The organism is Nocardia otitidiscaviarum (assembly GCF_007362295.1).
Classification (GTDB): Bacteria; Actinomycetota; Actinomycetes; order Mycobacteriales; family Mycobacteriaceae; genus Nocardia; species Nocardia otitidiscaviarum.
In genome coordinates, this window is sequence record NZ_CP041695.1 from 4,073,913 (window position 1) to 4,098,801 (window position 24,889).

At 70.8% G+C, this 24,889-nt stretch carries 19 protein-coding genes and 1 pseudogene; 6 read left to right on the forward strand and 14 right to left on the reverse strand.

Going from position 1 to position 24,889, the window contains the following annotated elements:
• The first annotated feature begins 53 nt into the window (after positions 1-53).
• The gene (gene eutC, locus FOH10_RS18085; protein WP_425326162.1) at positions 54-878 is read left to right on the forward strand and encodes an ethanolamine ammonia-lyase subunit EutC; all 825 of its coding nucleotides are present in this window, start codon (positions 54-56) and stop codon (positions 876-878) included.
• 494 nt (positions 879-1,372) lie between these two features.
• On the opposite strand, the gene FOH10_RS18090 is transcribed toward eutC, so the two are convergent.
• Positions 1,373-3,574 (reverse strand): SulP family inorganic anion transporter, encoded by a 2,202-nt coding sequence (locus FOH10_RS18090; RefSeq protein WP_143981628.1) that lies wholly within the window; start codon positions 3,572-3,574, stop codon positions 1,373-1,375.
• Positions 3,575-3,775: 201 nt separating this feature from the next.
• A complete protein-coding gene (locus FOH10_RS18095; protein WP_143981629.1) occupies positions 3,776-5,986 on the reverse strand; it encodes a SulP family inorganic anion transporter in 2,211 nt (736 codons plus the stop codon).
• A 385-nt stretch (positions 5,987-6,371) separates the two neighbouring features.
• On the opposite strand from FOH10_RS18095, the gene FOH10_RS18100 reads away from it, so the two are divergent.
• Positions 6,372-7,301 carry a ribose-phosphate diphosphokinase gene (locus FOH10_RS18100; protein WP_186000521.1) on the forward strand — a complete coding sequence of 310 codons (930 nt, stop codon included), beginning with the start codon at positions 6,372-6,374 and terminating at the stop codon, positions 7,299-7,301.
• Between the two features lie 43 nt (positions 7,302-7,344).
• A complete protein-coding gene (locus tag FOH10_RS18105) occupies positions 7,345-8,055 on the forward strand; it encodes a DUF4389 domain-containing protein (protein WP_081592556.1) in 711 nt (236 codons plus the stop codon).
• 97 nt (positions 8,056-8,152) lie between these two features.
• Here FOH10_RS18105 and FOH10_RS18110 read toward each other — a convergent pair whose 3' ends face one another.
• Together FOH10_RS18110 and FOH10_RS36060 are read right to left on the reverse strand one after the other, a co-directional pair.
• On the reverse strand, positions 8,153-8,524 hold the full coding sequence (locus FOH10_RS18110) for a hypothetical protein (RefSeq protein ID WP_039815371.1): 372 nt from the start codon (positions 8,522-8,524) through the stop codon (positions 8,153-8,155).
• A 2-nt stretch (positions 8,525-8,526) separates the two neighbouring features.
• The gene (locus tag FOH10_RS36060; protein WP_255056037.1) at positions 8,527-8,652 is read right to left on the reverse strand and encodes a hypothetical protein; all 126 of its coding nucleotides are present in this window, start codon (positions 8,650-8,652) and stop codon (positions 8,527-8,529) included.
• An 83-nt stretch (positions 8,653-8,735) separates the two neighbouring features.
• On the opposite strand from FOH10_RS36060, the gene FOH10_RS18115 reads away from it, so the two are divergent.
• Positions 8,736-9,560 carry a universal stress protein gene (locus tag FOH10_RS18115; protein ID WP_143981630.1) on the forward strand — a complete coding sequence of 275 codons (825 nt, stop codon included), beginning with the start codon at positions 8,736-8,738 and terminating at the stop codon, positions 9,558-9,560.
• Positions 9,561-10,006: 446 nt separating this feature from the next.
• On the opposite strand, the gene trpA is transcribed toward FOH10_RS18115, so the two are convergent.
• From trpA to FOH10_RS18130, 4 genes and pseudogenes are all read right to left on the reverse strand, one after another.
• Entirely contained in the window at positions 10,007-10,816 is an 810-nt protein-coding gene (gene trpA, locus FOH10_RS18120) for a tryptophan synthase subunit alpha (RefSeq protein ID WP_143981631.1), read from the reverse strand.
• Positions 10,813-12,051, reverse strand: coding sequence for a tryptophan synthase subunit beta (gene trpB / locus FOH10_RS18125; protein WP_143981632.1), 1,239 nt, complete (start codon positions 12,049-12,051; stop codon positions 10,813-10,815). The genes trpA and trpB overlap by 4 nt, the downstream gene beginning before the upstream one ends.
• Positions 12,052-12,185: 134 nt before the next feature.
• Entirely contained in the window at positions 12,186-12,350 is a 165-nt protein-coding gene (gene trpM / locus FOH10_RS34865; protein WP_186000522.1) for a tryptophan biosynthesis modulator TrpM, read from the reverse strand.
• A gap of 42 nt (positions 12,351-12,392) precedes the next feature.
• A pseudogene (locus FOH10_RS18130) lies at positions 12,393-13,115 on the reverse strand (M23 family metallopeptidase); the annotation flags it as partial.
• 171 nt (positions 13,116-13,286) lie between these two features.
• On the opposite strand from FOH10_RS18130, the gene FOH10_RS18135 reads away from it, so the two are divergent.
• Positions 13,287-14,801: an MFS transporter gene (locus tag FOH10_RS18135; protein WP_244961263.1), complete on the forward strand. Its 1,515-nt coding sequence runs from the start codon at positions 13,287-13,289 to the stop codon at positions 14,799-14,801.
• 13 nt (positions 14,802-14,814) lie between these two features.
• Here FOH10_RS18135 and FOH10_RS18140 read toward each other — a convergent pair whose 3' ends face one another.
• The 3 genes from FOH10_RS18140 to FOH10_RS35735 are packed head-to-tail and all read right to left on the reverse strand — an operon-like array spanning position 14,815 to position 20,810.
• Positions 14,815-15,786 carry an alpha/beta hydrolase gene (locus FOH10_RS18140; RefSeq protein WP_029924209.1) on the reverse strand — a complete coding sequence of 324 codons (972 nt, stop codon included), beginning with the start codon at positions 15,784-15,786 and terminating at the stop codon, positions 14,815-14,817.
• A 39-nt stretch (positions 15,787-15,825) separates the two neighbouring features.
• Positions 15,826-16,524, reverse strand: a complete 699-nt coding sequence (locus tag FOH10_RS18145) for a DUF6875 domain-containing protein (RefSeq protein WP_143981634.1) — start codon at positions 16,522-16,524, stop codon at positions 15,826-15,828.
• Positions 16,521-20,810, reverse strand: a complete 4,290-nt coding sequence (locus tag FOH10_RS35735) for an amino acid adenylation domain-containing protein (protein ID WP_244961264.1) — start codon at positions 20,808-20,810, stop codon at positions 16,521-16,523. The genes FOH10_RS18145 and FOH10_RS35735 overlap by 4 nt, the downstream gene beginning before the upstream one ends.
• A 239-nt stretch (positions 20,811-21,049) precedes the next feature.
• On the opposite strand from FOH10_RS35735, the gene FOH10_RS18160 reads away from it, so the two are divergent.
• On the forward strand, positions 21,050-22,261 hold the full coding sequence (locus FOH10_RS18160) for a L,D-transpeptidase (RefSeq protein WP_143981635.1): 1,212 nt from the start codon (positions 21,050-21,052) through the stop codon (positions 22,259-22,261).
• A gap of 3 nt (positions 22,262-22,264) precedes the next feature.
• Here FOH10_RS18160 and FOH10_RS18165 read toward each other — a convergent pair whose 3' ends face one another.
• From FOH10_RS18165 to FOH10_RS18175, 3 genes are read right to left on the reverse strand one after another with little or no spacing between them, the layout of a single operon-like run.
• Positions 22,265-23,068 carry an alpha/beta fold hydrolase gene (locus tag FOH10_RS18165; protein WP_143981636.1) on the reverse strand — a complete coding sequence of 268 codons (804 nt, stop codon included), beginning with the start codon at positions 23,066-23,068 and terminating at the stop codon, positions 22,265-22,267.
• A 27-nt stretch (positions 23,069-23,095) separates the two neighbouring features.
• Positions 23,096-23,935: an alpha/beta hydrolase gene (locus FOH10_RS18170; protein WP_143981637.1), complete on the reverse strand. Its 840-nt coding sequence runs from the start codon at positions 23,933-23,935 to the stop codon at positions 23,096-23,098.
• On the reverse strand, positions 23,935-24,876 hold the full coding sequence (locus FOH10_RS18175) for an alpha/beta hydrolase (RefSeq protein WP_143981638.1): 942 nt from the start codon (positions 24,874-24,876) through the stop codon (positions 23,935-23,937). The genes FOH10_RS18170 and FOH10_RS18175 overlap by 1 nt, the downstream gene beginning before the upstream one ends.
• Positions 24,877-24,889 lie beyond the last annotated feature (13 nt).

Genomic DNA, 24,889 nt, shown 5'->3' on the forward strand with positions numbered 1-24,889 from the left:
CTGACACCAAGCACGCGGCAGGAACCGAACTCACAGCAGCCACCGAGCGCACGGTGGGCACCGCACAATCGACGAGCAATACACAAGGGGCGCAGGACTTCTGGAACACCTTGCGCTCGGCGACTCAGTCCCGAATCGGTCTCGGCCGCGCGGGTGACGCGCTGCCGACCGCCCGCGTGCTGGAATTCCGGGCGGCCCATGCCGCGGCTCGCGACGCGGTCCACCTGCCCATGGATATTTCGGCCCTGGTGCCCCACATCGAAGCGGTCGGCCTCGGCACCCCGGCCGTGGTGCGCAGTCGCGCCGCCGACCGCCCCGAGTACCTGCGCCGCCCCGACCTGGGCCGGCTTCCGCACGACCTGACCCCCGTCCCGCACAGCGATGCCGATATCGGCTTCGTCCTCGCCGACGGCCTGTCTCCCCGCGCCCTCATGGACCACGGCGCTCCCCTGCTGGCCGCCCTGGCTTCCGAACTCGCCGAACACTATTCGCTCGCCCCACCGGTCATCGCCACCCAGGCCCGCGTGGCCCTCGGCGACCACATCGCCTCGGCCCAGGGTGTCCGCACCCTGATCGTCCTCATCGGTGAACGCCCCGGCCTCTCGGTAGCCGACAGCCTCGGCATATACCTCACCCACCACCCCCGCCCGGGCCGCACCGACGCCGACCGCAACTGCGTCTCCAACATCCACCCCCCGGAGGGCCTCGGCTACGAACAAGCGGCCCGCGTGGTCGCCGGCCTAGTCGCCGGAGCCCACCGCCTCGGCCGCTCCGGCGTCGACCTGAAGGACACCTCGCGCGCCGACCCCCTCACGGGTCCGGCACACGAGATGAGGACACTCGACTCCGCACCACGGAACGGCGCGGCCGTGCCGTGAGACCACCGCCTGCCCCTCACCGAACCCGCACGGTGTCGATTCGAACGGCCGTGGGGAAGCTGTCTCCACGAGGCGAATGCCGCGCGAACGTAAAGCCGCTCAGGTCACGGCGGATACCTTGCGCGGCAAGGGATTTAGCCGTGCGTTTCGCTGCTGGTGAGTGATTGCAGAACCGGGGCCGTACTGGGGCAGCGCTATTCGCGCGCGGTTGGGTTCGCGAGGACGATAAGAATCGCGGCCGTCACCGGATTCGCGGTAGCGGGACTCGCCGTCACCGCCAAGTTCGCCGTGGCGGGATGCGCGGGCACCGTCGGGTTCGCGGTGGCGGGATTCGCAACCGTCGCGGGATTCGCGGCCACCGCCTGATCCGCGGTGCCGAGACCCGCGACCGTCGCCGGGCCCGCTGTTCCGGGACTCATGGCGGTGCGGCTCGCACGCCGAGGGCGCGGATTCGGTTCGAATCCGCGCCCTGGCGACCGCTGTGCGATTGTCGTCTACACCCCGGCTAGCTCCGCTAGTTCAGGGTCGTCGATATCGGCGATGTCCTCGGCGGTGACCTGGAGGACGCGGGCGGTGGCGATGTCGAAGAACAGGCCCGACACCGTGATACCGCGCTCGAGGACGGCGCGGCGGACTTCCGGGTGGGTGAGCAGGGTTTCCACCTGGACCGCGACATTCACCATGCTCAGCTGGTCGGTCTCGTCGAAACCGGCGTTCGCCGCCGCGCGGGCGACGGGGTGGCCGAGGCGGTAGCGGTCCAGGCTGGGCAGGGCGTGGCGGAGCCAGTCGCCGAGGCCGGGGCCGTCGGGTACGCCCGCGCGCAGCGCCTTCATGGCACCGCAGCCGGAGTGACCGCACACCACCAGGTGTTCGACGCGCAGTTCCTGGAGGGCGAAGGTGAGGGCGGCCTCCAGGGAGGTGTCGCGGCCGTGGCCGGGCACCAGGTTGCCGACATTGCGGACGGTGAACAGGTCACCCGGACCGGTGTTGGTGATGACGTTCGGGACGATGCGCGAGTCGGCGCAGGTGAGGAAGAGCGAATGCGGCGCCTGGCCGTCGCGCAGCTCGTCCAGGTGCGGGCGCACCACGTGGGCGTTGCGACGGTGGTAGGCGGCGACGCCCGCGGTGATGGGGTTGCCTTCGGTGTCGCGCCACGGCCGCAGCACATCGTTCAGCAGGCCGCGCGCATGTCCGCGTTCGGGCGGACCGGCCAGGGCGCGGGACATGTCCACGGTGCCCAGTTCCACGAATTCCACGGCGCCGCCGGTGCTTTCGTGTTGGCGCGCCCAGTCGTGGATGGCTTCGTAGGCGGCGTGGTCGAGGAAGTCGACGCTGAGTTCCAGCAGTACGTCGGCTCCGGCGGGCACCTTGGCCAGCTCCGAGGAGAGTCGGGGCAGCGCCAGGAAGGTGCAGGTGCCCTCGACCCGGACCACCCAGCGGTCGGCGTCCACGTGTTCGGCCGACACCACGACCCGCACCACGCGCCACAGCAGCAGTGCGAAGGCCAGGCCCAGACCGATCAGCACGCCCTCGAGCAGGTTCAGGAACACCACGCCCGTGACGGTGACGAGGTAGACCAGCAGGTCACCGGTGCGCTTGGCGAGTCGGATGTGCGCGAGTTTGACGAGCTGGATGCCGACCACGATGAGCAGGCCCGCCAGCACGGATTTGGGGATCTGCTCCACGACGCCGACCAGGGCCACCGAGAAGACCAGCACCCAGATGCCGTGCAGCAGAGCCGAGGCCCGGGTGCGCGCTCCGGCCTGCACATTGCTGGCCGAGCGCACGATCACACCGGTCACCGGCAGCCCGCCGAGCAGGCCGGAGGTGGTGTTGGCCATGCCCTGGGCCACGAGTTCACGGTCGAAATTGGTGCGCGGGCCGGTGTGCATCTTGTCCACGGCCACCGCGCACAGCAGACTCTCCACGCTCGCGATGAGCGCGATGGTCAGCACGGCGAGCACCACCGCACCCCAGTTCCCGTTGGGCATCTCGGGCAGGCCGATGGCGTCGAACAGCGAGCCGCTCAGCGCGATGCGCTCCACATCGGCGGGCACCACCAGCGACAGCAGGGTGCCGACCAGCACGGCCACCAGCGGTCCGGGCACCACGCGGATCTTGGCGGGTAGGTACTTCCAGCCCAGCATGATGGCGATGACCACGCCGCCGATCAGGACGTCGACGCCGTGCAGGTTGAGCAGCTGGGTAGGGAGTTCGGTGATATTGGCCAGGGCCGAACTCTGCGACGAGCCGCCCAGCAGCACGTGCACCTGCTGGAGGGCGATGGTGATGCCGATTCCGGCGAGCATGGCGTGCACCACCACGGGCGCGATGGCGAGGGCAGCGCGGGCGATCCGGCTGAGGCCGAACAGGATTTGCAGCACGCCCGCCGCGGCGGTGATGAAACAGGCTGTCTTCCAGCCGAATTGGTTGATGGTTTCGGCGACCACCACGGTCAGGCCCGCGGCCGGGCCGCTCACCTGTAGCGGGGAACCACCGAACAGGCCCACCACCACGCCGCCGACCACGGCGGCGATGAGTCCGGCGGCGATGGGCGCGTCGGAGGCGACGGCGATGCCGAGCGAGAGGGGTAGGGCGACGAGGAATACCACGAGTGACGCGGGCAGATCGTGGCGCAGCAGGGTTTGCCAGCGTGATTCACCGGAGCTCTGCTGCGAGGCGGTGTCGAGGGACATACTTCTCCTTCACCAGGTCTGACGAGGTGACCCGGACGATGTCGAACAAGGGCATCGAGGAAAGCGGTTTGCGGGCGACGTTGACCACAAGATCGCCGGGAAGTGAAGGCAAGGCTAAGGGTAAAGACTTAGCAAAGCCTGAGAAAAACTGTCCACCAATGGGAATGGTGCGTGAACGCCCTGTATCCACGCCCGCCCCGCTCACACCGGCTGTGCCGAAACCCGACGTCCGACGTCGTCGATCTCGGCGATCCCATCGACCGTGATCTCCACCACGCGCGCGGTGGCGATATCGAAGAACAAGCCCGAGACGACCACGCCGCGCTCCTCCACCCCGCGCCGCACCACCGGGTGCGCGTGCAGCGTCTCGAGCTGCACCGCCACATTCACCATCCCCAACTGATCGACCGGACCGAACCCCGCCGCCGCGGCGGCCGCGCCCACCGGATGCCCGAGTCGGTAGCGCAGCAGGCTCGGCCGCGCGTGCGCCAGCCAGTCGTCCAGCCCGGAGCCGGTGACCGATTCGGCACACAGCGCCTCCATGGCCCCGCAGCCGGAGTGTCCGCACACCACCACCGAGCGCACGTCGAGTTTGTCCAGCGCGTAGATGAGCGCCGCCTCCATGGACGCGTCACAGCCGTCGGCGGGCACCAGATTTCCGACATTGCGCACGGTGAACAGGTCGCCCGGACCACTGTTGGTGATCACATTCGGCACGATCCGCGAATCCGCGCAGGCCAGGAAGAGCGAGTCCGGTTCCTGGCTGTTGCGCAGCACATCCAGGTGCGTGCGCATGACGTGCGCGTTGCGCCGGTGATAGGCGGCCACGCCCGCGACGATCGGATCGGCCGACACCGCGGTGCGCCGCCACGGGCCGAGCACCTCGTCCAGCAGCAGCCGGGACTGGCCACGCGCCGGCGGCCCGTCCACGGCGGCGGCCATCCGCACCGTTCCGATATCGACGAATTCCACGGTGCCGCCGCCACTTCGATGCTGCTTCGCCCATTCCTCGATGGCGTCGTAGGCGGCGTGGTCGAGGAAGTCGACGGTCGATTCCACCGTCACGCCCACACCGGCGGGCACCTTGGCCAGCTCACTGGTGAGCTTGGGCAGCGCCAGGAAGGTGCAGGTGCCGTCCACCACCACCCGCCACCGGCCGCCGTCGTCGGGTGCGGCGGTGACGCTCACCCGCACCACCCGCACCAGCAGCAGCGCGAAGGCGAGCACCAGGCCGACGACCATGCCCAGCAACAGATTCCAGAAGACCACCCCCACCACGGTGGCCGCGTAGACCACCAGATCGCCGGTGCGCTGTGCGCGGCGGATGTGCGCGAGCTTGATGAGCTGCACGCCGACCACGATGAGCAGCCCGGCCAGTGCCGCCTTGGGGATCTGCTGCACCACCCCGACCAGCAGCACCGAGAAGATCAGGATCCACAGCCCGTGCAGCATGGTCGAAACCTTGGTGCGCGCACCGGCTTTCACATTGGTGATGCTGCGGACGATGACGGCGGCGATGGGCAGGCCGCCGATGAGTCCGGACACCATGTTGGCGCCGCCCTGCCCGATCAGTTCCCGGTCCAGATCGGTGCGATGGTTGGGCCGCATGCGGTCCACGGCGACCGCGGAGAGCAGGGTCTCCACGCTGGCGATGAGCGCGACGCTCACGGCGGTGAAGGCGATGGCGGTCCAATTGCCCTGCGGCAGTTCGGGTATGCGCATCTCGTCGAGCAGTGAGCCGTTCAGCACGATGCGCTCGACGTCGATCGGCAGCACGGCGGCCAGCAGCACGGCCACCAGGACCGCCACCAGCGGACCCGGGACGGGACGCAGCGGCCGGGGCATGTACTTCCAGCCGATCAGGATGGCGATCACGAGCACGCCGATGAACAGGTCGCCGCCGTCGGCGGTGCGCAGCTGGTGCGGCAGTCCGGTGATGCTGTCCCAGGAGGAGCTGAGCGAGCCGCCGCCGAGTAGTACGTGCACCTGCTGGAGTGCGATCACCACGCCGATGCCCGCCAGCATGGCGTGCACCACCACCGGCGCGATGGCCAGCGCGGCGCGCGCGATCCGGCTCAACCCGAAGCCGATCTGCAGCAGCCCCGCCAGCATGGTAATGAAACAGGTTGCCGCCCAACCGAATTGGTTGATCGACTCGGCGACCACCACGGTGAGCGCCGCCGTCGGCCCGCTCACCTGCAACGCCGACCGGCCCAGCATGCCCGCGACGACGCCGCCCACCACGGCGGCGATGAGTCCGGCGGCCACCGGCGCGCCCGCGGCGACGGCGATCCCGATGGACAGCGGCAGGGAGACCAGGAACACCACGAGGGAAGCGGGCACATCGTGGCGGAGTACGGCGGCGAAACCGGGTAGCGACGTCCGGACGGCTGGTTCGGTGTCGGTCGACATATCTCTCCTTCGCCGAATCGGCTCGGCCGATCCGGTTCATCGGTCAACATGTACTGGCATCGAGCGCGGGCGGGCGAAGCTGTAGAGCCGACCGATCGTGGGCCGCTGGAAACGCAGCCCGATCGAAGGTCGCGCTAATCGTAAAGACTGAGCAAAGACGGCGAAAAGGCTTTGCCCAAACCGCTATCAAACTGTGACCTGCGCCACCATCAAGCGGACTGCGGCCAGGACCCGGTTCCGAGTTTCCGCGGCGCGCACACATGGCCTAGGTCATCGCATCCGGTGGCGATCGGCACTGCTCCACGGCACCGGCCGGGACGGACAGTGAGACGACGGGCGCGGCTCCACGCACCCGGCGCGCATCCGGTGATTAGGAGGCGGACCCATGTCCTCGCTGCGCATTGTTTCCGGTAGTGCCAACCCGCGATTGGCCGAATCGATCGCCGACGCTCTCGACGTCACCTCCGAGGCATCGGCGGTGGAGCGATTCCCCGACGGGGAGTTGCGGCCCCGGGTGGAGCATGTCGGCGGCCACGACGTGTACGTCGTGCAGCCGACCGCGCCGCCCGCCAACGACTCGCTCATGGAACTGCTGCTGTTGCTGGACGCGTGTCGGCGGGCGCGGGCACGGCGGGTGACGGCGGTGGTCCCCTACCTCGGCTACGTGCGGCAGGACCGGCGCACCCACACCGGGGAGTCGCTCGGCGCGCGGCTGGTGTGCGAGGCCATCGCCCAGGCGGGAGCGGAACGGCTGGTGGTGGTCGATCCGCATACGCCGACGCTGGAGGCCATGTCCCCGATTCCGGTCGAGACGCTGTCGGCGGTACCGCTGCTGGCGTCGCGGCTCACCGCGGGCCGCACCGACCGCACGGTCGTCGTCGCCCCGGATCTGGGGGCCGGTCCGCTGGCCGAACGGTACGCGGCCGCACTCGGCACCTCGGTCGCCATCGTGCGCAAGTTCCGGCAGAGCGGCACCGAGGTCAGCGCCGTGGAACTCATCGGCGATATCGAGGGTCGGCCCACGGTGATCGTGGACGACATGATCGCCACCGGCGCGACCATCGAGGCGTCGCTGCACATCCTGCACTATCACGCCCGCGATGTGGTCGTGGCCGCCACGCACGGCCCGCTGCTGCCCGCCGCCACCGAACGGCTGCGGGCCCTGGGCCTGCGCCGGGTGCTGGTCACCGACACGGTGGCGCACCGCGATAGCGCCGCCCCGCTGGACGTGTGCTCGGTCGGCCCGCTGCTGGCCGACGCCATCGCACGCCTGCACCAGGACCGACCGCTGGCCGAACTGGCCGCGCACCGGTGAGCCCCCGATCTTCCCATCCGCCATCGATGAAGGAGAAGTCCCGATGAATCCCGAACAGACCGTGCCGGATCGTCCCACCGCCGCGCCCCCGGACGGTGCGTCCACCTATCCCGTCCACCTACGCGGCGACCTCGACGAACCGCTCTCCCGGTGGCTGTGGCTGGTGAAATGGCTGCTGGCCATCCCGCACTACATCGTTCTGCTGTTCCTGTGGATCGCGTTCTGGCTGGTCACCGTGGTGGCAGGGTTCGCCATCCTGTTCACCGGCCGCTATCCGCGCCCGCTGTTCGACTTCACGGTCGGCGTCATGCGCTGGTCCTGGCGCGTCCAGTTCTACACCTACGCCGCCCTCGGCACCGACCGCTATCCCCCGTTCACCCTGCGCCCCACCGGCTATCCGGCCGAACTCGAGGTCGAGTACCCCGAAAACCTTTCTCGCGGACTGGTTCTGGTGAAGTGGTGGCTGCTCGCCATCCCCCACTACCTGGTGATCGCCGCCCTGTACGGCGGCGGCGTCACGCTGGGCGACACCGCCGCCGAGAACGGCAACGGCACCACCGTCATCCCCCTCATCGGCGTCCTCGTCCTGATCGCCGCCATCGCCCTGCTGTTCACCGCCCGCTACCCGCGCGGCCTGTTCGACTTCATCATGGGCGTGAACCGCTGGTTCTACCGTGTGCTGGCGTACGCGGCGCTCATGCGCGACGAGTATCCCCCGTTCCGCCTCGACCAGGGCGCGCGCGAAACCACGTAATGGGATTGTCGCGGAACACGACCGGCGGGCCTGCGGGCGCGACGGCAGACGGATGTCCCGGTCGCCTCATCGGTGACCGGGACATCCGCCGCGAGAGCTAGCGACGGTCGTCGGAGGCGGGTTCGTCGGAGGCGGGTTCGCAGCGCCAGGCCAGTTCGGCGAGGCGGCGGCGGTAGTCCGCCGCGCCGAGGCGACCGGCCAAACGCTCGGCGAGGAGGGCGTTCTCGACCTTGAGGGCGGGCCAGACCTGCCCGCGATCGGCCCAGTCGGCGGTGAGTTCCGGGGGGATTTCCATGACCTGCTCCAGCGTCGAAGAATTGTCGGAGAACGGAGAGCGGGCGATTCGCGTCGTGGAGCGGCGATCGTCGGCACCCGAGTACCGTCTCCACCGGGGTTCCACCCATTTCCACCACCCGAACGCCACCACGAGTGCGCTGACGGCGACCAGTGCGATGCCTGTGACAATCATCCTCACTCCTCCCAACCGTCGATCGCGGTCGTGATGCGGTGAGTGTGCGCCGCCGCCGATACCGCGCGGCAGTGGAATCCGGTCCCCGCCGCATCGACGAAGGTCACCTGTTTCGAGGTCTCACGCATCACGCCGGACCGCAGCCCAACGGTCATCCTGGTAGTGCCGCACCAGCGTTCGCCCAAACCGGTCGAGCGGGAATCGAGGCCCGATGGATACCCATGGCGAGTCCGGAAGCATCGTCGTCGGTGTCGACGGCTCCGGCACCGCACTCAATGCCGCGCGGTGGGCGGCCTACCTCGCCGAGGCGCTGGACGCACCGCTCGTGATCGCCGCCGCGGGTCCGCATCGACACGGATCCCCGAACGGTACCGAGCAGGCGCGCGGCGCCGCCGAGTACGCGCTGCGCCTGGTCCGCCGCTGCGATCCGGATCTGCCGATCACCACCGAGGTCAGCGCGGACACCGCGCACCGGGTCCTGGTCGACCGCAGTCGCGGTGCGCGAATGCTGGTGGTGGGCGCGCAAACCGCCTGGGACGACCATGTGGTCGGCTCGACCACCATGGCGGTGGCCCGGCACGCGCACTGCCCCGTCGCGATCTGGCGCGGCGTCGCCGGTCGCCCCATCCCACGGAACAAACCGGTCGCGCTGGGCGTGGGCGGCACCGCGCTCAGCGCCGCCGCCGTCGCACTCGGCTTCGACCTGGCCGCCGCCTTCCACGTACCGCTCACCGCCGTCCACTGCTGGCCGCCCGAGCGCATCGCACCGCTCGGGACCGCACCCGATCGTGCCCCCGCCGAACGCGCCGTCCTGACCCAGGCGCTGGCCGCACCCCGCCTGACCCACCCCGAGGTGCCGGTCACCGAACTGGCCCTGCCCGCCGTCCCCGGCCCCGCCCTCACCGAACTGAGCCACAACGCCCAACTCCTGGTCCTGGGCACCCGAGCCCGCTCCACCACCGCCGCCGCCCTGTTCGGATCGACCAGCCGCGACCTCCTGCACCACTCCGCCTGCCCGGTACTGCTCTGCCGCTGACCGCATCGTTTCCCGACCGCACTCGTCGCGAGGCACGCCACCGCGCCCACACGCTCGCCCCGCCGCCACAAGCCGCTCGCCTCGCGAGGTCGACGCCACCGAACTGCTCGAGGTGCAGCTGTGCAACTCGGTGGCCCCGTTCATCCTCATCTCGCGCCTGCGCCCGGCCCTGGCCGCCACCTCCCCCGCGCGCCGCAAGTACACACCCGCGCGTCGTTCGACCGCCACCACACCCACACGTCACCCGCATCGCCACCACACCCACACACCGCTCAACCGCCACCACACCCACACGTCGCTCGGTGCCACCTCCCACGCGGCGCTGTACCGACGCCTCCGCCACATGCTTCTCGGCCCGCCGCGTCTCCGCCCGGCCGGTGGTGGACGCACGTCCTGGGGCATCGCCTCCGCGCACGGTTGCGGCACCGTGCACGGAGGCGATGTGGTCAACCGCGCACCCCCTCCGCGAGGTCGCGCACGAGCTCCCGGACCGCCGCGCATCCGGCGCTCGCGTCGGGCGCGTCGAGGGCGGCGCGCACCAGGGCGGCTCCGACGACCACACCGTCGGCGTAGGACGCGACCGCGGTGGCGCGGGCGGCGTTCGTGATGCCGATGCCGACGCAGACGGGGAGGTCGGTGGTGGTTCTGATGCGGCGCACCAGGTCGGCGGCGGTGTCACCGAGAGGCCCGCCGGAGCCGGTGACGCCCATGAGCGCGGCGGCGTAGACGAAACCCGTTCCCGCGGCCGTGATCTCGTGCAACCGCTCGGTGGTGGTGCTGGGTGCGACCATGAAGACGGTGGCGAGGTCGTGGGCGGCCGCGTGGGCACGCCACCGGGCGGATTCCTGGACGGGCAGGTCGGGCAGCACGCAGCCCGCACCGCCCGCCGCGGCCAGTTCGGCGGCGAAGCGCTCGATCCCATAGCGGGAGATCGGATTCCAGTAGGACATCACCAGCACGGGTTTGCCGGTGGCCCGATGGGTCTCGCGCACCGTGCGCAATACGTCGCCGATGCGGGTACCGCCGCGCCGGGCGATCTCGGCGGCGGTCTGGATGGTCGGGCCGTCCAGCACCGGAACACTGTGCGGCAGGCCGATTTCCATGATGTCGGCCCCGCTGTCCAAGGCCGCCGTGATCGCGGCGATGCCACCGTCGACGGTCGGGAATCCGGCGGGCAGGTAGGTGACGAGCGCGGCCCGGCGCTCCCGTTTCGCCCGGGCGAGCGTATCGGTCAACAGCTGGATGTTCCCGCTCATCGCCCCTCCTCCCCCGCCTCGCGCAAGCCGAAATAACTTGCGGCGCTGTCCATGTCCTTGTCACCGCGCCCGGACAGGTTCACCAGCAGCACCCTGTCCGGACCGAGTTCCCGACCCACCTCGAGCGCTCCGGCGAGGCCGTGCGCACTCTCGATCGCCGGAATGATGCCCTCGGTCGCCGACAGCAGCCGGAACGCGTGCATGGCGGCGGCGTCGGTGATCGGGCGATATTCGACACGGCCACTGTCGTGCAGGTGCGCGTGTTCGGGGCCAACGCCCGGATAGTCGAGTCCGGCGGAGATGGAATGCGCCTCGGCGATCTGCCCTTCGTCATCCTGGAGCACATAGGAGCGGGAGCCGTGCAGCACACCCGGCTCGCCGACCGTCAGCGTGGCCGCGTGTCGCCCGGTATCGACACCGTGACCCGCTGCCTCACAACCGATCAGGCGCACATCGTCGGCGAGGAATGGATGGAAGAGCCCGATCGCGTTGGAGCCGCCGCCCACGCACGCGACGGCCGCGTCGGGCAGCCGTCCGGTCCGCTGGAGCAGCTGACGCCGCGCCTCCACCCCGATCACCCGCTGGAAGTCGCGGATCATGGCGGGGAAGGGATGCGGCCCGGCGACCGTGCCGAAGATGTAGTGCGTGCTGTCGACGTTCGCGACCCAGTCCCGGAAGGTCTCGTTGATGGCGTCCTTCAAGGTGCGCGATCCGGTGGCGACCGGGACCACCCGCGCGCCCAGCATGCGCATCCGCGCCACATTGAGCGCCTGCCGTCGCATGTCGACCTCACCCATGTAGACGGTGCAGTCGAGGCCGAACAGCGCACCGGCGGTGGCGGTGGCCACCCCGTGCGATCCGGCCCCGGTCTCGGCGATGACGCGGGTCTTGCCCATGCGGCGCGCGAGCAGCGCCTGCCCGAGCACATTGTTCACCTTGTGCGAACCGGTGTGGTTGAGGTCCTCGCGTTTGAGGAAAATCCGTGCCCCGCCCGCGTATTCGGCGAATCGGCGCGCCTCGGTGAGGGCCGTTGGTCGTCCCGCGTAGTCGGCGAGCAGGCGCTCCAGTTCGTCGACGAAGGCGGGGTCGGCCTTGGCCTTGTCGTATTCGACGGCGACCTCGTCGACGGCGGCGACCAGCGCCTCCGGAATGAAAATGCCTCCGTACGCACCGAAATACCCTGTGGGGCCGGGTAATTGGTCCGGCGGTGCCGGAAAGAAGTAGTGGCTGTCCATATCGGCATGCTCCTGAGCCGGGAGCGGCGTCCCGGTGTCCGTGGCGGAAGGGTCACGAGAACGCGCCGCGCACGGCGAAAGCACACCCGATGACATGGGGAGAGCCGACGGGGCCGGGCAGCGGATCGCTGCCCTCAGATACCCCGTCCGATGCGCGGCGCGCCGAGCCATCGCATCCCGTCGACCTGGCCGGGCTCGGCGCCGATCACGAACCGCACCCGCCGTCCGTGCACCCGCCGCGCGGGCGCCCGGCAGCCGCGCGGGCGGCATCCGGGGGCGAGGCGGACGGCAATGGACACGGGTCCGAGCCTAACCCATGCGGGCCCGGCCCGGTACGCGGCTCAGTCGCGCTCGGGTCCGAGGGAGATGCCGCGACTGGCCAGCCACGGCAGGGGGTCCACCTTGTCGGAGCCGTTGAGCCACACCTCGAAATGGCAGTGCGGTCCGGTGGAGAAGCCGCGGTTGCCGACCGTGGCGATCTGGTCACCGGCCAGCACCGGCTGTCCTACCGACACGGTGGTCGTATCGACGTGGCCGTAGACGGTGATGGTGCCGTCGTCGTGCAGCAGCCGCACCCACATGCCGAAACCGGAGGCGGGTCCGGCGCTGATCACCACCCCGTCCTCGACGGCGTAGATGGGCGTTCCGATCGGCGCGGCCACATCCACGCCCAGGTGCTGTGCGCCCCAGCGCATCCCGAAGCCCGAGGTGAACACGCCGTCGGCGAATTTCACGAACAGCGGCCGCAGACCCGCCGTCGCCCGCGCTTCGGCGTCGGCGGCGAAGTGCCGCCCGTGCTCCAGAATCGCCTGGAATTGCGAGAGGTCTTCCACCGGCGGGTCGTTCAGGACTTCGGGGAAGTGCGCATCGGTGCCGGTGTGCTGGGCGGGCGGCAGTCCGGCGATCTCCTGGGCGTGCACGCCGGTGTCGAGGCGTTCGCGGGCGGCGGCCTCCTGCATACCGGCCTGCGCGGCCGCGACCGCCGCACCGAGCGCCACCGCCACCACCACGGCCCGGCCCTTCAGCGCGCCGATGGGCGAGGGTTTGCGATGTCGACCCGGCCGCCGCGGCGTTCGGGCATGGTCCTGGGAATCCCTGAAAGCGCTGTCCCGCAACGAAACCGAACCCTCCTACCCGACCCGCTCCACGCAGGCGTTACCGCTGCGCCCCCGCCCCTTCCCGCCACCGGTCACGCCTGACCTTGATTCGGGTGCGAGACCCTACCACCCGAACCTGTGAAGCCCGGGACCACGAAAATCAGCTACCTGCCCGCAATTCGACTCCGGCGCACAGATAACAGACCTGGCTGCCACTATGCTGGCCCCATCGACACTCCGCAGGGTTACCAGAAATTCGCCATCGGCGAGCGGGCTGACGGCGACACCGCGGCATGGCTGGCCTTCACCGGCTGCCTGATCGCGGTGTTCATGCAGATGGTCGACGGCACCATCGTCACCACCGCCCTGCCCAGCATCACCGCGGACCTGTCGGCCTCACCGCGGGCGCAGCTGCTGGTGGTATCGGGGTACGCGCTGGCCTTCGCATGCACCCTGCTCACCGCCGCGCGACTGGGTGAGCTGCTGGGACGGCGCAGGCTGTTCCTCGCCGCCACGGCGGCGTTCACGGCGGCCTCGGTGTGGTGCGGAATCTCGGGCAGCGCGGCCGAACTCGTCGCGGCCCGGGTGGTGCAGGGCATCGCCGCGGCCGGGATGGCGGCCCAGACCATCGCCATCGCCACGGCCAGCTTCCCGCGGGCCCGGCTTCCGCAGGTCTTCGCCGTATACGGCGCGGTGGCCGGATCCGCCGGAATGATCGGGCCGATACTGGGCGGGGCGCTGGTCACCGCCGATCCGTTCGGACTGGGCTGGCATGCCATCTTCCTGATCAACCTGCCGCTGGGGCTCGTCACCTTCGCGCTGGCGCTGCGCTATCTGCGGCTGGGCCGCGCACCGCGGCGCGAACGGCTCGACCCGGTCGGGGCGGCGCTGTCCACCGCGAGCCTGTTCGCACTGCTCTGGGCGCTCACCGATATCCAGCAGCACGGGTGGCGGCCCGCGCCGCTGGCGCTGATCGCGGTGGCCGTGGGCGGTGTGGCCGCCTTCCTCTTACAGCAGCGGCGGGCGGCCGCACGCGGGAATCCGCTGGTGCGCTTCGACCTGTTCGCCGATCGCGGCTTCCGCCTGGGTTCCGGACTGGTGACCGTGTTCTTCGGCCTGTTCACGGCCTTCGTCTTCGCGGTGTCGATCACGCTGCAGGAAGTGCTGCGGTTCACGCCGTGGCGCACCGGGGTGCTGATGATGCCGTTCGCGGTGGGCGCCTGCGCGGGCGCGCTGGCCTCGCCGATGCTGGTGCGGCGCTGGGGAGTTCGCGTGCTGGCGGCGGGGATCATCGGCTTCGGGGTGTGCGTGGCGGTCGGTGCGGTCTACCTGTGGCTGACCGCCGGGGCGGTCTCCGTCCCGCTGGTGATCGGCCCGGTCCTGCTGGCGGGCTTGGGCGTGGGCGTGTTCTGTGTACCGCTGCAACCGGTCATGCTGGCCCGGCTGGCGCAGCGGCAGCTGGATTCGGCCTCGGGTCTGCTGCCGACCATCGAGCAGATCGGCAATGCGCTCGGGCTCGCGCTGCTGAGCGCGGTGTTCTTCCGCGCGCACACGCTGTCGGGCAGTGTCACCATGTTCACCGCCATCGCGGTGGTGGCGGTGGCCACGGGGGTGGCGACCCTCGCGCTGCCCGAACCTCCGGACCGACGCTAGGCCGCCACGCCCGCTACACGCCGAGCGCCGCGGCGAACAGCGGCCAGGAATCGTGCAGGTCGTCCTGCCAGTACGGCCAGGCGTGGGTGCCGTTGCGGCGCACCACGGTGGCCGGAATGCCCAGGGCGGCCAGGCGATCGGTCAAGGAGTTGGTGCAGCTGCGCACCACCGATTCCATGCCGCCGCCGACCAGCAGCCGGTCCGCGAGCCGACCGGCGTCGCCGCCGATGGACGGATCGGTCAGGGTGTCGTGCACCCCGGCCCCGCCATTACCCGACGAGATGTAGAGCGCCACACCGCGCAACCGCTCGGCATTGACCACCGGATCGTGCGCCGCCCAGGCCGGATGGTCGCCGCCACCCCACATATTGTCGGCGTTCGCGCCGAACAGCCGCAGCTGCGAGTGCACGTACGCGCGGGCCAGCGGGTCACTGGTGCGCGGGCATCCGCTGTAGGAACCCACGGCCTGGTACCGGCCCGGGGCCTCGATGGCCAGGTTCAGCGCCGAGGTCGCCGACATGGAGGTGCCCGCGACGGCATTGCGGCCGGTCATGTCGAAGTGGTTCTCCAGCAGCGGCGGCAGTTCGTCGATGAGGAAGGTGGACCACTTGTTGCGGCCCAGGACCGGGTCGTCGGCGACCCAATCCGAATAGTAGGAGGCGTGTCCGCCGATCGGCTGAATCACATTGACCGGTTTGTCGGCGAAGAACTGCGCGACATCGGTGCGATTGGTCCACGGACCGCCCGTTTCGCCGCCGTCGACGGCATTGAGCAGATACAGCGCGGGCGCGGGATGACCCGGATGCGATACCCATACCGGAATGGTCCGATTCATGGCGGCCGAATAGACGACGACTTCGAATTGCCGCCCGCCGAGGGGACGCACCTCGACGATCACGGATCCGGGATCCGCGGTAGCGGGTATCGGCAATAGCACAGCGAATACGGCGAACAGGACAACCAGACAGCGCGTGAGCCGGTGCATGACTGGGAGTATCCCTTGTTCGAGACCGATTGTGTGTGATCAACGGGCATGTTCGTCGGCGGAATGCACGCGCAGATCGGTGATATCGCCCGCCGCCTGGCCGGACACCAGCATTCGCTCAGCGACCGCCCACCGCAGTGTGCGCGGCAGATCCGGGGCAAATCGGGTGAAGTACGCGTAGAGCCAGTCGGTTCGGGCCACCAGGAAGGGGAAGTCGGTGCTCATCATCGGCCGCAGCACCAGCATGGGCACCGGGGCGTCGAGTGGACGGAAATCGCGATTCCACAGTCCCGGTACCGGGCAGCCGGGATAGAACTGTCCCAGCATCAGCCCCTGCCCGACGATCTCGGTCTTGCGCGCCGCGTGCACGGCGTCGATCAGGTCGTAGCGGGTCAGGCCCGGAAAGAGCGTGATGAGGGTCGAACGCGCCGGCTCGGACGGATTCTCCTGCCGCAGCGCGGCATACACCTCGAAGGCGTCGTCGAGCACACTGTGCATCCGCTCCTCGGTCAGCCCGTCCCCGCCGGATGCGCAACCGGCCCACACCACCTGCCGATCGGCACTGTGCCGCACGAAGGGGCACACCGGTCCGGGACGACCCAGTTCCGGATGCGGCTGGGCCAGATGATCGGCCATCCAGCCGACCAGCGCGGCGGCGGCCGGACCCTGCCGCTCCCACGCCTCGGGATCGGCGTACACATTCCACCAGTGCACGCCCGAGCGTGGCCCGCTCCTCATCGGGAGTCCGCACCGTCGAGGTGAGCGGCCAGTATCGGACCGATGGCGGCGACGACGTCGGCATTGCACAGTTGCGCGTGGGTGGCGTCCACGGGGTGTTCGACGAGCGCGCCGGTGACGTGCGGACGCCACATCCGCGCGTCGAGTCCGGCGGTCATGCCGCGGGTCGCCGAGAAGTACAGCAGGTCGCCGTCGAAGACCCCGGGACGGTAGCCGTGCGACAGGCGGACGCCGTCGACATAGCCGCGATGCAGGCGGGTCAGCTGGTCGGCGGTCAGGCCGGTGCCGAAAGAAGCAGCGGCGGAGGCTAATTCGGCAGCCGCTTCGGCGGCGGTGAGATCGGGGAGTTCGTCGGCGTCCTCGGGTTCGTCGCCGAGCAGATGGGTGAGCAGATCGCGCATGCGCGGCACCGGCGGTGGCGGCATGTCGTCGGGGAAGTCGATGCTGTCGAGCATGGCGAGGGTGGCGACGTCCGCCCCGCGCGCCCGCAGCCGCACGGCGACCGCGTGCGCGATCTGCCCACCCAGCGACCAGCCCAGCAGGTGATAGGGGCCGTCCGGCGACACCCGCACGATCTCGGCCGCATACCCGTCGGCCAGTTCGTCGACGGTCGCTCCGGCGCGCGGTTCACCCGCCAGGGTCAGCGCCTGCAACCCGTAGACGGGGCGGTCGGGAAGCTGCCGGGCCAGGCCGGAATAGCACCAGGCCAGCGGGACCGCGGAATGCACGCAGAACAGCGGCGGCCGGGTGCCGCCGCGACGCAGGGTGAGCACCGCGCCGAGCGCGTCGTCGGTGGCGGTGCCGCCCTCGTGCGCGTCCAGGCGGGCGGCCAGTTCCCGTACGGTGGGGGCGGTGTAGAGCCAGCGCACGGTGACCGGCAGGCCGGTGGCGGCGGCCAGATCGGCCGAGAGTGCCACGCCCAGCAGGGAATCGCCGCCCAGCTCGAAGAAGTCGTCGTCGAGACCGACGCGCGCGGCTCCGGTGATCGCCGCGAACCGTTCGGCGACGAGTCGCTGGGACTCCGATTCCGGCGTGCGATAGGGCCGCTGCGGCGTCGGCGGTGGGGGCAGCGCCGAGCGGTCCACCTTGCCGTGCGCGGTCACCGGCAGCTCGTCGAGTTCGACCAGTTGCGCGGGAATCAGTGCGGCGGGCAGCAGTTCGCGCAGCCGCCCGAGAATGTCGGCGTGGTCGAGCCGGAGTCCGGGGGCGGCCACGATATAGCCGATCAGCCGGATACCGCCCGGCCCGTCGTGCGCGGTGACCGCCGCCTGCGCGATGTCGGGCAGGGCGGTGAGCGCGGCCGCCACCTCCGCCGGTTCCGCGCGGCGGCCGCGCACACTCAGCTGATCGTCGGCGCGACCGAGGAATTCGAGCGCACCGTCGGCCGCCACCCGCACCAGGTCGCCGGTGCGGTAGACGCGGTCCCCGTCGCCGAACGGATCGGCGACGAAACGCTCGGCCGTCGCTCCCGGACGGCCGAGATACCCCTGCGCCACGCCGGGTCCGCCCAGGTACAGCTCACCGTGCCCGCACGGCGGTGCCGGACGCACCCGCTGGTCGAGAATCAGTGCCCGCACTCCCGGCAGCGGCGGCCCGATCGGCACCGGACCGTCGGCGGTGAGCGCCCCCGATTGGGTTGCCATGACCGTGGTTTCGGTGGGGCCGTAGCCGTTGAACAGTCGCAGCGCCGGACCCCAGCGCCGCACCAGCTCGGCCGGGCAGGCTTCACCGCCCACCACCGCCACCCGCAGTAGCGGAACCTGTTCGGGAGTGATGGTCGCCAAAACCGCCGGGGTGGTGAGGAAGTGGGTGATGGCGGCCCGGTGCAACAGTGCGGCCAGATCGGCCCCGGCCACCACGGCGGGCGGTTCGATCACAAGCCGGGCACCGGCGGCGAAGGCGGCCAGCAATTCCAGCAGATGCGCGTCGAACGACGGGGCATGCGCATGCAGAACGCGCGAAGCCCGTTCCACCCCATAGTGTTCGACAATATGGTCGGTGAGTGGACCGAGCCCGCGGTGGGTGACGACCACTCCTTTCGGGGTGCCGGTGGTGCCCGAGGTGTAGATGAGGTACGCCGGATGATCCCGGCGCAGCGGCCGGATCCGGTCGGCGTCGGTGATGGGCGCGCCCGATCGCCGCCGCGCCCGCGCGACCGTATCCGAATCGTCGAGAACCAGCCAAGCCGGTCCCGACGGCAGCACATCGCGCGCGGATGCCACCGTCAGCCCTTGGCGCGCACCGGAATCCGCCACTACGGTCGCCAGCCGCCGCGCCGGATCGTTCGGGTCGACGGGTGCGAACGCCGCTCCGGTCTTCGCCACCGCCCACAGGGCGAGCACCGACTCGGCCGATCGCGGAATCGCCACGACGACGACCGTGCCCGGCCCCGCGCCGGATTCGATGAGTTCCCGCGCCCAGCACGACGACAGCCGGTCCAACTCGCGATATGTCCACGCACGGTCACCGTCCTCGACCGCGACCCGATCGCACCGCGGAGACCTGGCCTCGTGGGCCGCGGTGCCACCGGCCCGGCCCGGCATTTCCCCAGCACCGTCGGCGGGGACGCACGCCGCTCCTTCAGCACCGAGGAAACCCCGCGCATCCCGGTCATCTCCGACCGGCCCGAGCGCCACCGCGCCGCTCACAAGGCTCCGCCCATACCCTCCGCCCCCGGCCGGACCGCGCTCGCCCTCGCCGCCCCCGACGGAGCCGCGCACGTCCTCACCGCCCCCGGCCGGACCGCGCTCGCCACCCCCGACGGAGCCGCGCACGTCCTCGGCACCCCGAGCATCCCCCGACGCGGCTGCGCCGGGAACCGCGTCCCCTCCCGCCTCGTCATCGATCAGACCGGCGCGCAGGAGATCCGGAAGCAGACGATCGGCGCGAATCGCCTCCGGCGGCGGGAGCACGGGCTCCGGATCCAGGCTCCGCACCGGCCGTTCCGGGTCGGTGAGGAAGCGGTCGAGATACTCCAGGAACCCCCGATGGTGCGCGGCCAGGGCATCGGCGGAGTAGAGCTCCGGATTACCCTGCATGCCAACGGTGATGGAGCGATCGTCGGGGCCGAGCTGGTAGCCGTTGACCAGCAGGTCCTCCACCGGCCCGAGCGCCAGCAGGTGCACGTGCGCGGTGAGCGCGCCCATGCGCAGGGGTTCGGTGGCGCCGAGCATGTTCACCACGGGGCCGAAACCGCCTCGTACGGTGTGGTTCTCGCCGCGGTCCCGCTGGATGTCCTCGTACCGGTAGCGCTGATGCCGCAGCGCCCCCACCAGCCGCGCCCGCACCCGCTCGACCGCCTCCGCCACAGTGGCGTCGCGGAAGTCGCCGACTCGCAGCGGAACCACATTGGATACCGATCCGGCCGACCGGCGCAGCGCCGCGGTCGGCCGGGCCGCCACCGGCAGCGAGAGCAGCACCTGGTCCGACCCGGTCATGGCGGCCAGGTAGCAGGCGAAGGCCGCGATGGCCAGTTCGGGGAAGGTGTCACCGCCCTCCCGGAAGACGGTGAGCCGATCCGCCGTGGACGGTGGCAGCGTGGCCGCCACCCGGTGCGGCGGTCGCGGCCGGGTGGCCGCGCGGCCCGCCAGCCGCACCGGTTCGCCCAGGCCCGCCACCTGTTCGGACCAGTACTCCCGGTCGGCGCGGGCGCGGGGGGAATCCGCGTAGGACCGCTCCGCTTCCAGTAGCTCGGCGATGGTCAGCGGGCCGTGCGGCGCATGCGCCGACGGCGCGGACACGTCCTCGGCATCGTCGGCGGCGGCGTACAGCTCGACCGTCCGGCGCAGCAGCACCGCCGCGCCGATACCGTCCAGCACGATGTGATGGCTGCGCAGATACAGCAGATGCGCATCGGGCTCCACCCGCAGCAGCGTGGCGACGGTCAGCGCATCGGTCTGCAGATTCAGCGGCGCGGTGTGGTCGCGCTCCATCCGCTCCCGGGCGACCGCGACCGGGTCGGCGTCCGCGGTGAGGTCCGCGTAGCCCATCGGCGCGAAAACGTCCGGATCCAGGAACTGCCGGGGATGACCGTCCACGATCCGGAACCGCACGTGCGGGGACTGCAACTCCCACGCCGCCCGCGCCGCGCACTCGCGCAGCCGCTGTTCGCGCAGCGGTCCGCGCAGCTCCAGGTACATGGCGACGGTATTGGGCACCTCCGGATACAGCTGCTGTGCCACCCACCAGCGCAATTGGGCCACCGACAGCGGCAGGTCGGTCGGCGCGACCCGGGGTGTCGCCACGGCGGACCGTGACAGCTCCACATCTCCATCGGCTCGCGCCAACGTGCCTCCTCACCCCCGAGCAGCAGTGTTCGAACCGTCCCGCTGGCAACCTACGGCATGGACCGGCCGCGACCGGGGAGGAACCGCCGTGCCGCCTCGGTTCGGGTGGAGTCGCGTGGGTCAGGTGACCTGGCGGTCGAGGAACGGTGTCGGTTGCGCGACGGAACGGTGGAGTCACCGCACGTCGGCGCGTCGGCGGGCGCGCCGTGCTCAATGCTGGCGCGGAGACGGACCCGACGATGGGGAGGTGCGCGGTGGGAGTGCGACGGCGTGAGCTGCTGGTCGGGCTGGCCGGTGCGGGCGGGCTGGCCCTCGCGGGGTGTGCCCGACCGCCGGAACCGGCGCCGCCGCCGGTGCCCGCCGCCATCGGCTTCGATCCGCCACCGGATGCCCGCGATGTCGACGCCCGCTCCCCCGGCCGGGTCACGGTCACCGACGGCACCGTGCGCTCGGTGGAGTGGATCGACGAGACGGGCCGCCCGCTGCCGGGCGCACCGGCACCCGACAACCGTTCCTGGACGAGCACGGAACCGCTCGGCTACGGCCACACCTACACCGTGCGGGCGGTGGCCGATGGCGCGACCGGCGCGGTCACCGCCACCGCGACCTGCGCCACGGTGGTACCCGATCGACTGGTGGACGTCTCGCTGCGCTCCGGGAATCTGGTCGAGCTCGCCGAGAACGACGTCTACGGTGTCGGTTTCGTCCTCGCCGCCCGTTTCGACGAGCCCGTGGACCGTGCGGCCGCCGAACGCCACCTGCGCGTGGTCACCGAACCGGCCGTCACCGGCGCCTGGTACTGGCTCGACGACCGCAACGCGCACTGGCGGCCCGAGCACTACCACGCGCCCGGCACCCGGATCACCGTCGCCGCCGACCTCTTCGGCGCCCCGCTCGGCGACGGCGCGTACGGCCTGCGCGATCAGCGGGTGTCGGTGCACATCGGCCCCGCCCACGTCGCCATCGCCGACGACGTCACCAAACAGATAGAGGTCTTCGACAACGGCACCCTCGTGCGTACCATGCCGACCTCCATGGGCATGGGCGGCACCGCGGTGGTCGGCGGCACCGTGCTGTCCTTCTGGACCCGCCCCGGCACCTACACCGTGCTGGACCGCCACCACCCGGTGACCATGGACTCCTCCAGCTACGGCCTGCCCGTCAACTCCCGCCTCGGCTACCGCTCGACCATCGACCACGCGGTCCGCATCAGCCACGACGGCATCTTCGTCCACGCCCTCGCCGACAGCATGTGGGCACAGGGCAATACCAATGTCTCCCACGGCTGCCTGAACCTCTCCCCCGCCGACGCCGCCTGGTTCTACGACTTCGTCGTCCCCGGCGATGTCGTGGAGGTCCGCAACACCGGCGGCGACCCCCTCGACATCTGGCAGGGCGGCGACTGGACCATCCCGTGGCCACACTGGCTGCGTGGCGGCGCGAGCGCCTGAACGCTACCCCGCCGCCGCGGCCACGAACGCGGCGACCTCGCGCGGCCTGGACACCAGGGCCGCGTGCGAGGCGTCGATCTCGGCGGCGTGCGCACCCATGCGGTCGGCCATGAAGCGTTGGGAGGCGGGTGGAATCGCCCGATCCGCGGTCGAGATCAAGTATCGGGTCGGGGTGCTCGACCAGGCGGGCGTGCCGGAGGGTTCCAGATTCGCCGCGACGGCCAACGACCGCTGGTGCGCGAGCATCCGCGCCGCCGTGGCCGGGTCCACGTCCTGGGCGAACACCTCGTGGAAGCTGTCGGCCGCGATGGTGGCGTCGATGTTCTTCCCGGCCACGCCGTTTCCGTCGTCGACCACCCCCACCTGGAGCACCGGCGGCAGCAGCCGGCTGCCGGGGAACCGGATCGGGTCCAGGGCGAGCTGGTTGACCTCGCCCGACGCCGGGGCGAAGGCCGCGATGTAGACCAGCGCGGTCACCTCGGCATCGTGGATCTGGGTGATGACCGAGCCACCGTAGGAATGCCCGACCAGCACCACGGGCCCGTCGACGGTGTCCAGGGTCCGCTGGATCGCGGCGGCATCGTGGGCCGGTCCGCGCAGCGGATTGTCCGGCACCACCACGCGATGGCCGTCCGCCCGCAGTTCCGCGGCGACGGCGTCCCAACTGGTGGTGTCGGCGAACGCCCCGTGCACCAGCACGAAGGTCGGCGCGGGTGCGGCGGTGGCGGGTCCGGCGGCCGCCACCGGCGCGAGGGCGAGAGCGAGGGCGAGCAGCGGTGCGCGCGAGGTACGGGTCGGCTTTCTCATGATCTCCTCGATTCGGACGAAGCGGATTCAGACGAAGCGCTGCACGAAACGCAGTGCGGTATCGCAGACTTCGCGCCATCCGGCGTCGATGGTGAGCGAATGGCCGCGGCCGGGTATCTCCACGATCTCGGTGACGGCGTGCGCATTGCGCACCTGCCGTTTGTAGGCCGCGTGCGTGATCGCCCACGGCACCGTATTGTCCTTCTCCCCCGAGATCAGCAGCAGCGGACCGCGTTCGGGACCGGTGCTGTCGACCTTGGCCTCGGTCCACGGATTGAGGTTGGCGGCGGCCGCCTGGAACAGCGGTGCGCCCGGGGCGGGTACGGCGAAAGTCTCGTACAACTGCTTCGCCTCCATCTCGTCGACGGCATTGGCGAAGGAGTACCGGAACTGGTCGAAGGTCAGCGGCACCGCACGATGCCGGTTGGCCGGATTGGTCAGCACCGGCGCGGCGGCGCGCAGCGACGAGATCGGCAGCGGCAGCACGCCTTGGAACGGCGCGGGGTCGATGGCCACCGTCGCCGCCGACAGCCCGCGCCCCGCGAGTATCTGGGCCAGCAGGCCGCCGAAGGAATGTCCGATCACCACCGGGGTGCGCCGCAGCTCCCCGATCAGGGCGGCGAGGTGGTCGGCGACGTGCCCGACGGTCTTGCCCGCGAAGGTCTCCGGATGCGCGTTGGCCTCCGCCACGGTCTCGGGGTCGTCGGGCCAGCCCGGCAGCACCGGCGCGTACCCGGCGGCGCGGAACACCTCGGCCCACCGGTCCCAGCTCGACGGCAGCAGCCACAGCCCGTGCACGAACACCGCCGGTACGCGTCCGGTCGCGTCGGCCCGCTCCAGCTGCTGGATATCGTGCTCGCTGAACATTATTCGGCGTCCTTTCCGCGCAACGCGGCACGCAGGAAGGCGATGGCCTGACCGATGGCGGCCACGGCGGCATGGGTGTCGCGCAGGGCGTTGAGCATGACGAAGTCGTGGATGATCCCGCCGTAGCGCACCGCGGTGACGGGTACGCCCGCCTCGCGCAGCTTGTCGGCGTATGCCTCGCCCTCATCGCGCAATACATCGGCCTCGGCGGTGATGACCAACGCGGGCGGCAGCCCGGCCAGCTGTTCACGGGTGGCGCGCAGCGGGGAGGCGGTGATCTCCGAGCGCTGCGCCGGATCGGCGAGGTACTGGTCCCAGAACCACTCCATGGCATCGCGGCGCAGGAAGTAGCCGGTGGCGAACTGCCGGTAGGAGCCGGTGTCGAAGGAGGCATCGGTCACCGGGTAGAACAGCACCTGCGCGGCCAGCTCGGGTCCGCCACGCTCCTTGACCATCAGGGTCAGGGCGGCACTCATATTGCCGCCCACCGAATCACCCGCGACGGCGATGCGGCCGGTGTCGAGGCCGCGTTCGGCGCCGTGCTCGACGACCCAGCGCAGCGCGTCGAAGTTCTCGTGCACGGCGATCGGGTAGCGGGCCTCCGGCGAGCGGCTGTAGTTCACGAACACCACCGCCGCGCCGACCCCCTTCGCCAGCTCGCGCGCGAGCCGGTCGTGGGTGTGGTCGTTGCCGAAAACCCAACCGGCCCCGTGGATGTAGAGGATCACCGGCAGCGGGCCGGGCACGTCCGTGGGCCGGAAGATGGTCAGATCCGGCGCGGTGACCACCTCCCGCTCGGTGCCGGGCACCGGCACCTGGGGTGACTGCACCTCGTCCACGGTCTTGCGGCCCTCGATCGGCCCCAGGTCGAACAGATACGGCGGGTTGGCGGTGGCCTCGACGAATGCCTGCGCCGCCGGTTCCAATACGGGCTTGCTCACGGTTGTCCTCCGG

Coding starts and splice junctions, on each gene's coding strand:
- trpB (WP_143981632.1), bottom strand. CDS start 12,051: ATGGACAGCCACTACTTCTTTCCGGCACCGCCGGACCAATTACCCGGC.
- FOH10_RS18095 (WP_143981629.1), bottom strand. CDS start 5,986: ATGTCGACCGACACCGAACCAGCCGTCCGGACGTCGCTACCCGGTTTC.
- FOH10_RS18170 (WP_143981637.1), bottom strand. CDS start 23,935: ATGTTCAGCGAGCACGATATCCAGCAGCTGGAGCGGGCCGACGCGACC.
- FOH10_RS18145 (WP_143981634.1), bottom strand. CDS start 16,524: ATGAGGAGCGGGCCACGCTCGGGCGTGCACTGGTGGAATGTGTACGCC.
- FOH10_RS18100 (WP_186000521.1), top strand. CDS start 6,372: ATGTCCTCGCTGCGCATTGTTTCCGGTAGTGCCAACCCGCGATTGGCC.
- FOH10_RS18160 (WP_143981635.1), top strand. CDS start 21,050: ATGGGGAGGTGCGCGGTGGGAGTGCGACGGCGTGAGCTGCTGGTCGGG.
- FOH10_RS18110 (WP_039815371.1), bottom strand. CDS start 8,524: ATGATTGTCACAGGCATCGCACTGGTCGCCGTCAGCGCACTCGTGGTG.
- FOH10_RS18165 (WP_143981636.1), bottom strand. CDS start 23,068: ATGAGAAAGCCGACCCGTACCTCGCGCGCACCGCTGCTCGCCCTCGCT.
- FOH10_RS18090 (WP_143981628.1), bottom strand. CDS start 3,574: ATGTCCCTCGACACCGCCTCGCAGCAGAGCTCCGGTGAATCACGCTGG.
- FOH10_RS36060 (WP_255056037.1), bottom strand. CDS start 8,652: ATGCGTGAGACCTCGAAACAGGTGACCTTCGTCGATGCGGCGGGGACC.
- FOH10_RS18105 (WP_081592556.1), top strand. CDS start 7,345: ATGAATCCCGAACAGACCGTGCCGGATCGTCCCACCGCCGCGCCCCCG.
- trpA (WP_143981631.1), bottom strand. CDS start 10,816: ATGAGCGGGAACATCCAGCTGTTGACCGATACGCTCGCCCGGGCGAAA.
- FOH10_RS18140 (WP_029924209.1), bottom strand. CDS start 15,786: ATGCACCGGCTCACGCGCTGTCTGGTTGTCCTGTTCGCCGTATTCGCT.
- FOH10_RS18115 (WP_143981630.1), top strand. CDS start 8,736: ATGGATACCCATGGCGAGTCCGGAAGCATCGTCGTCGGTGTCGACGGC.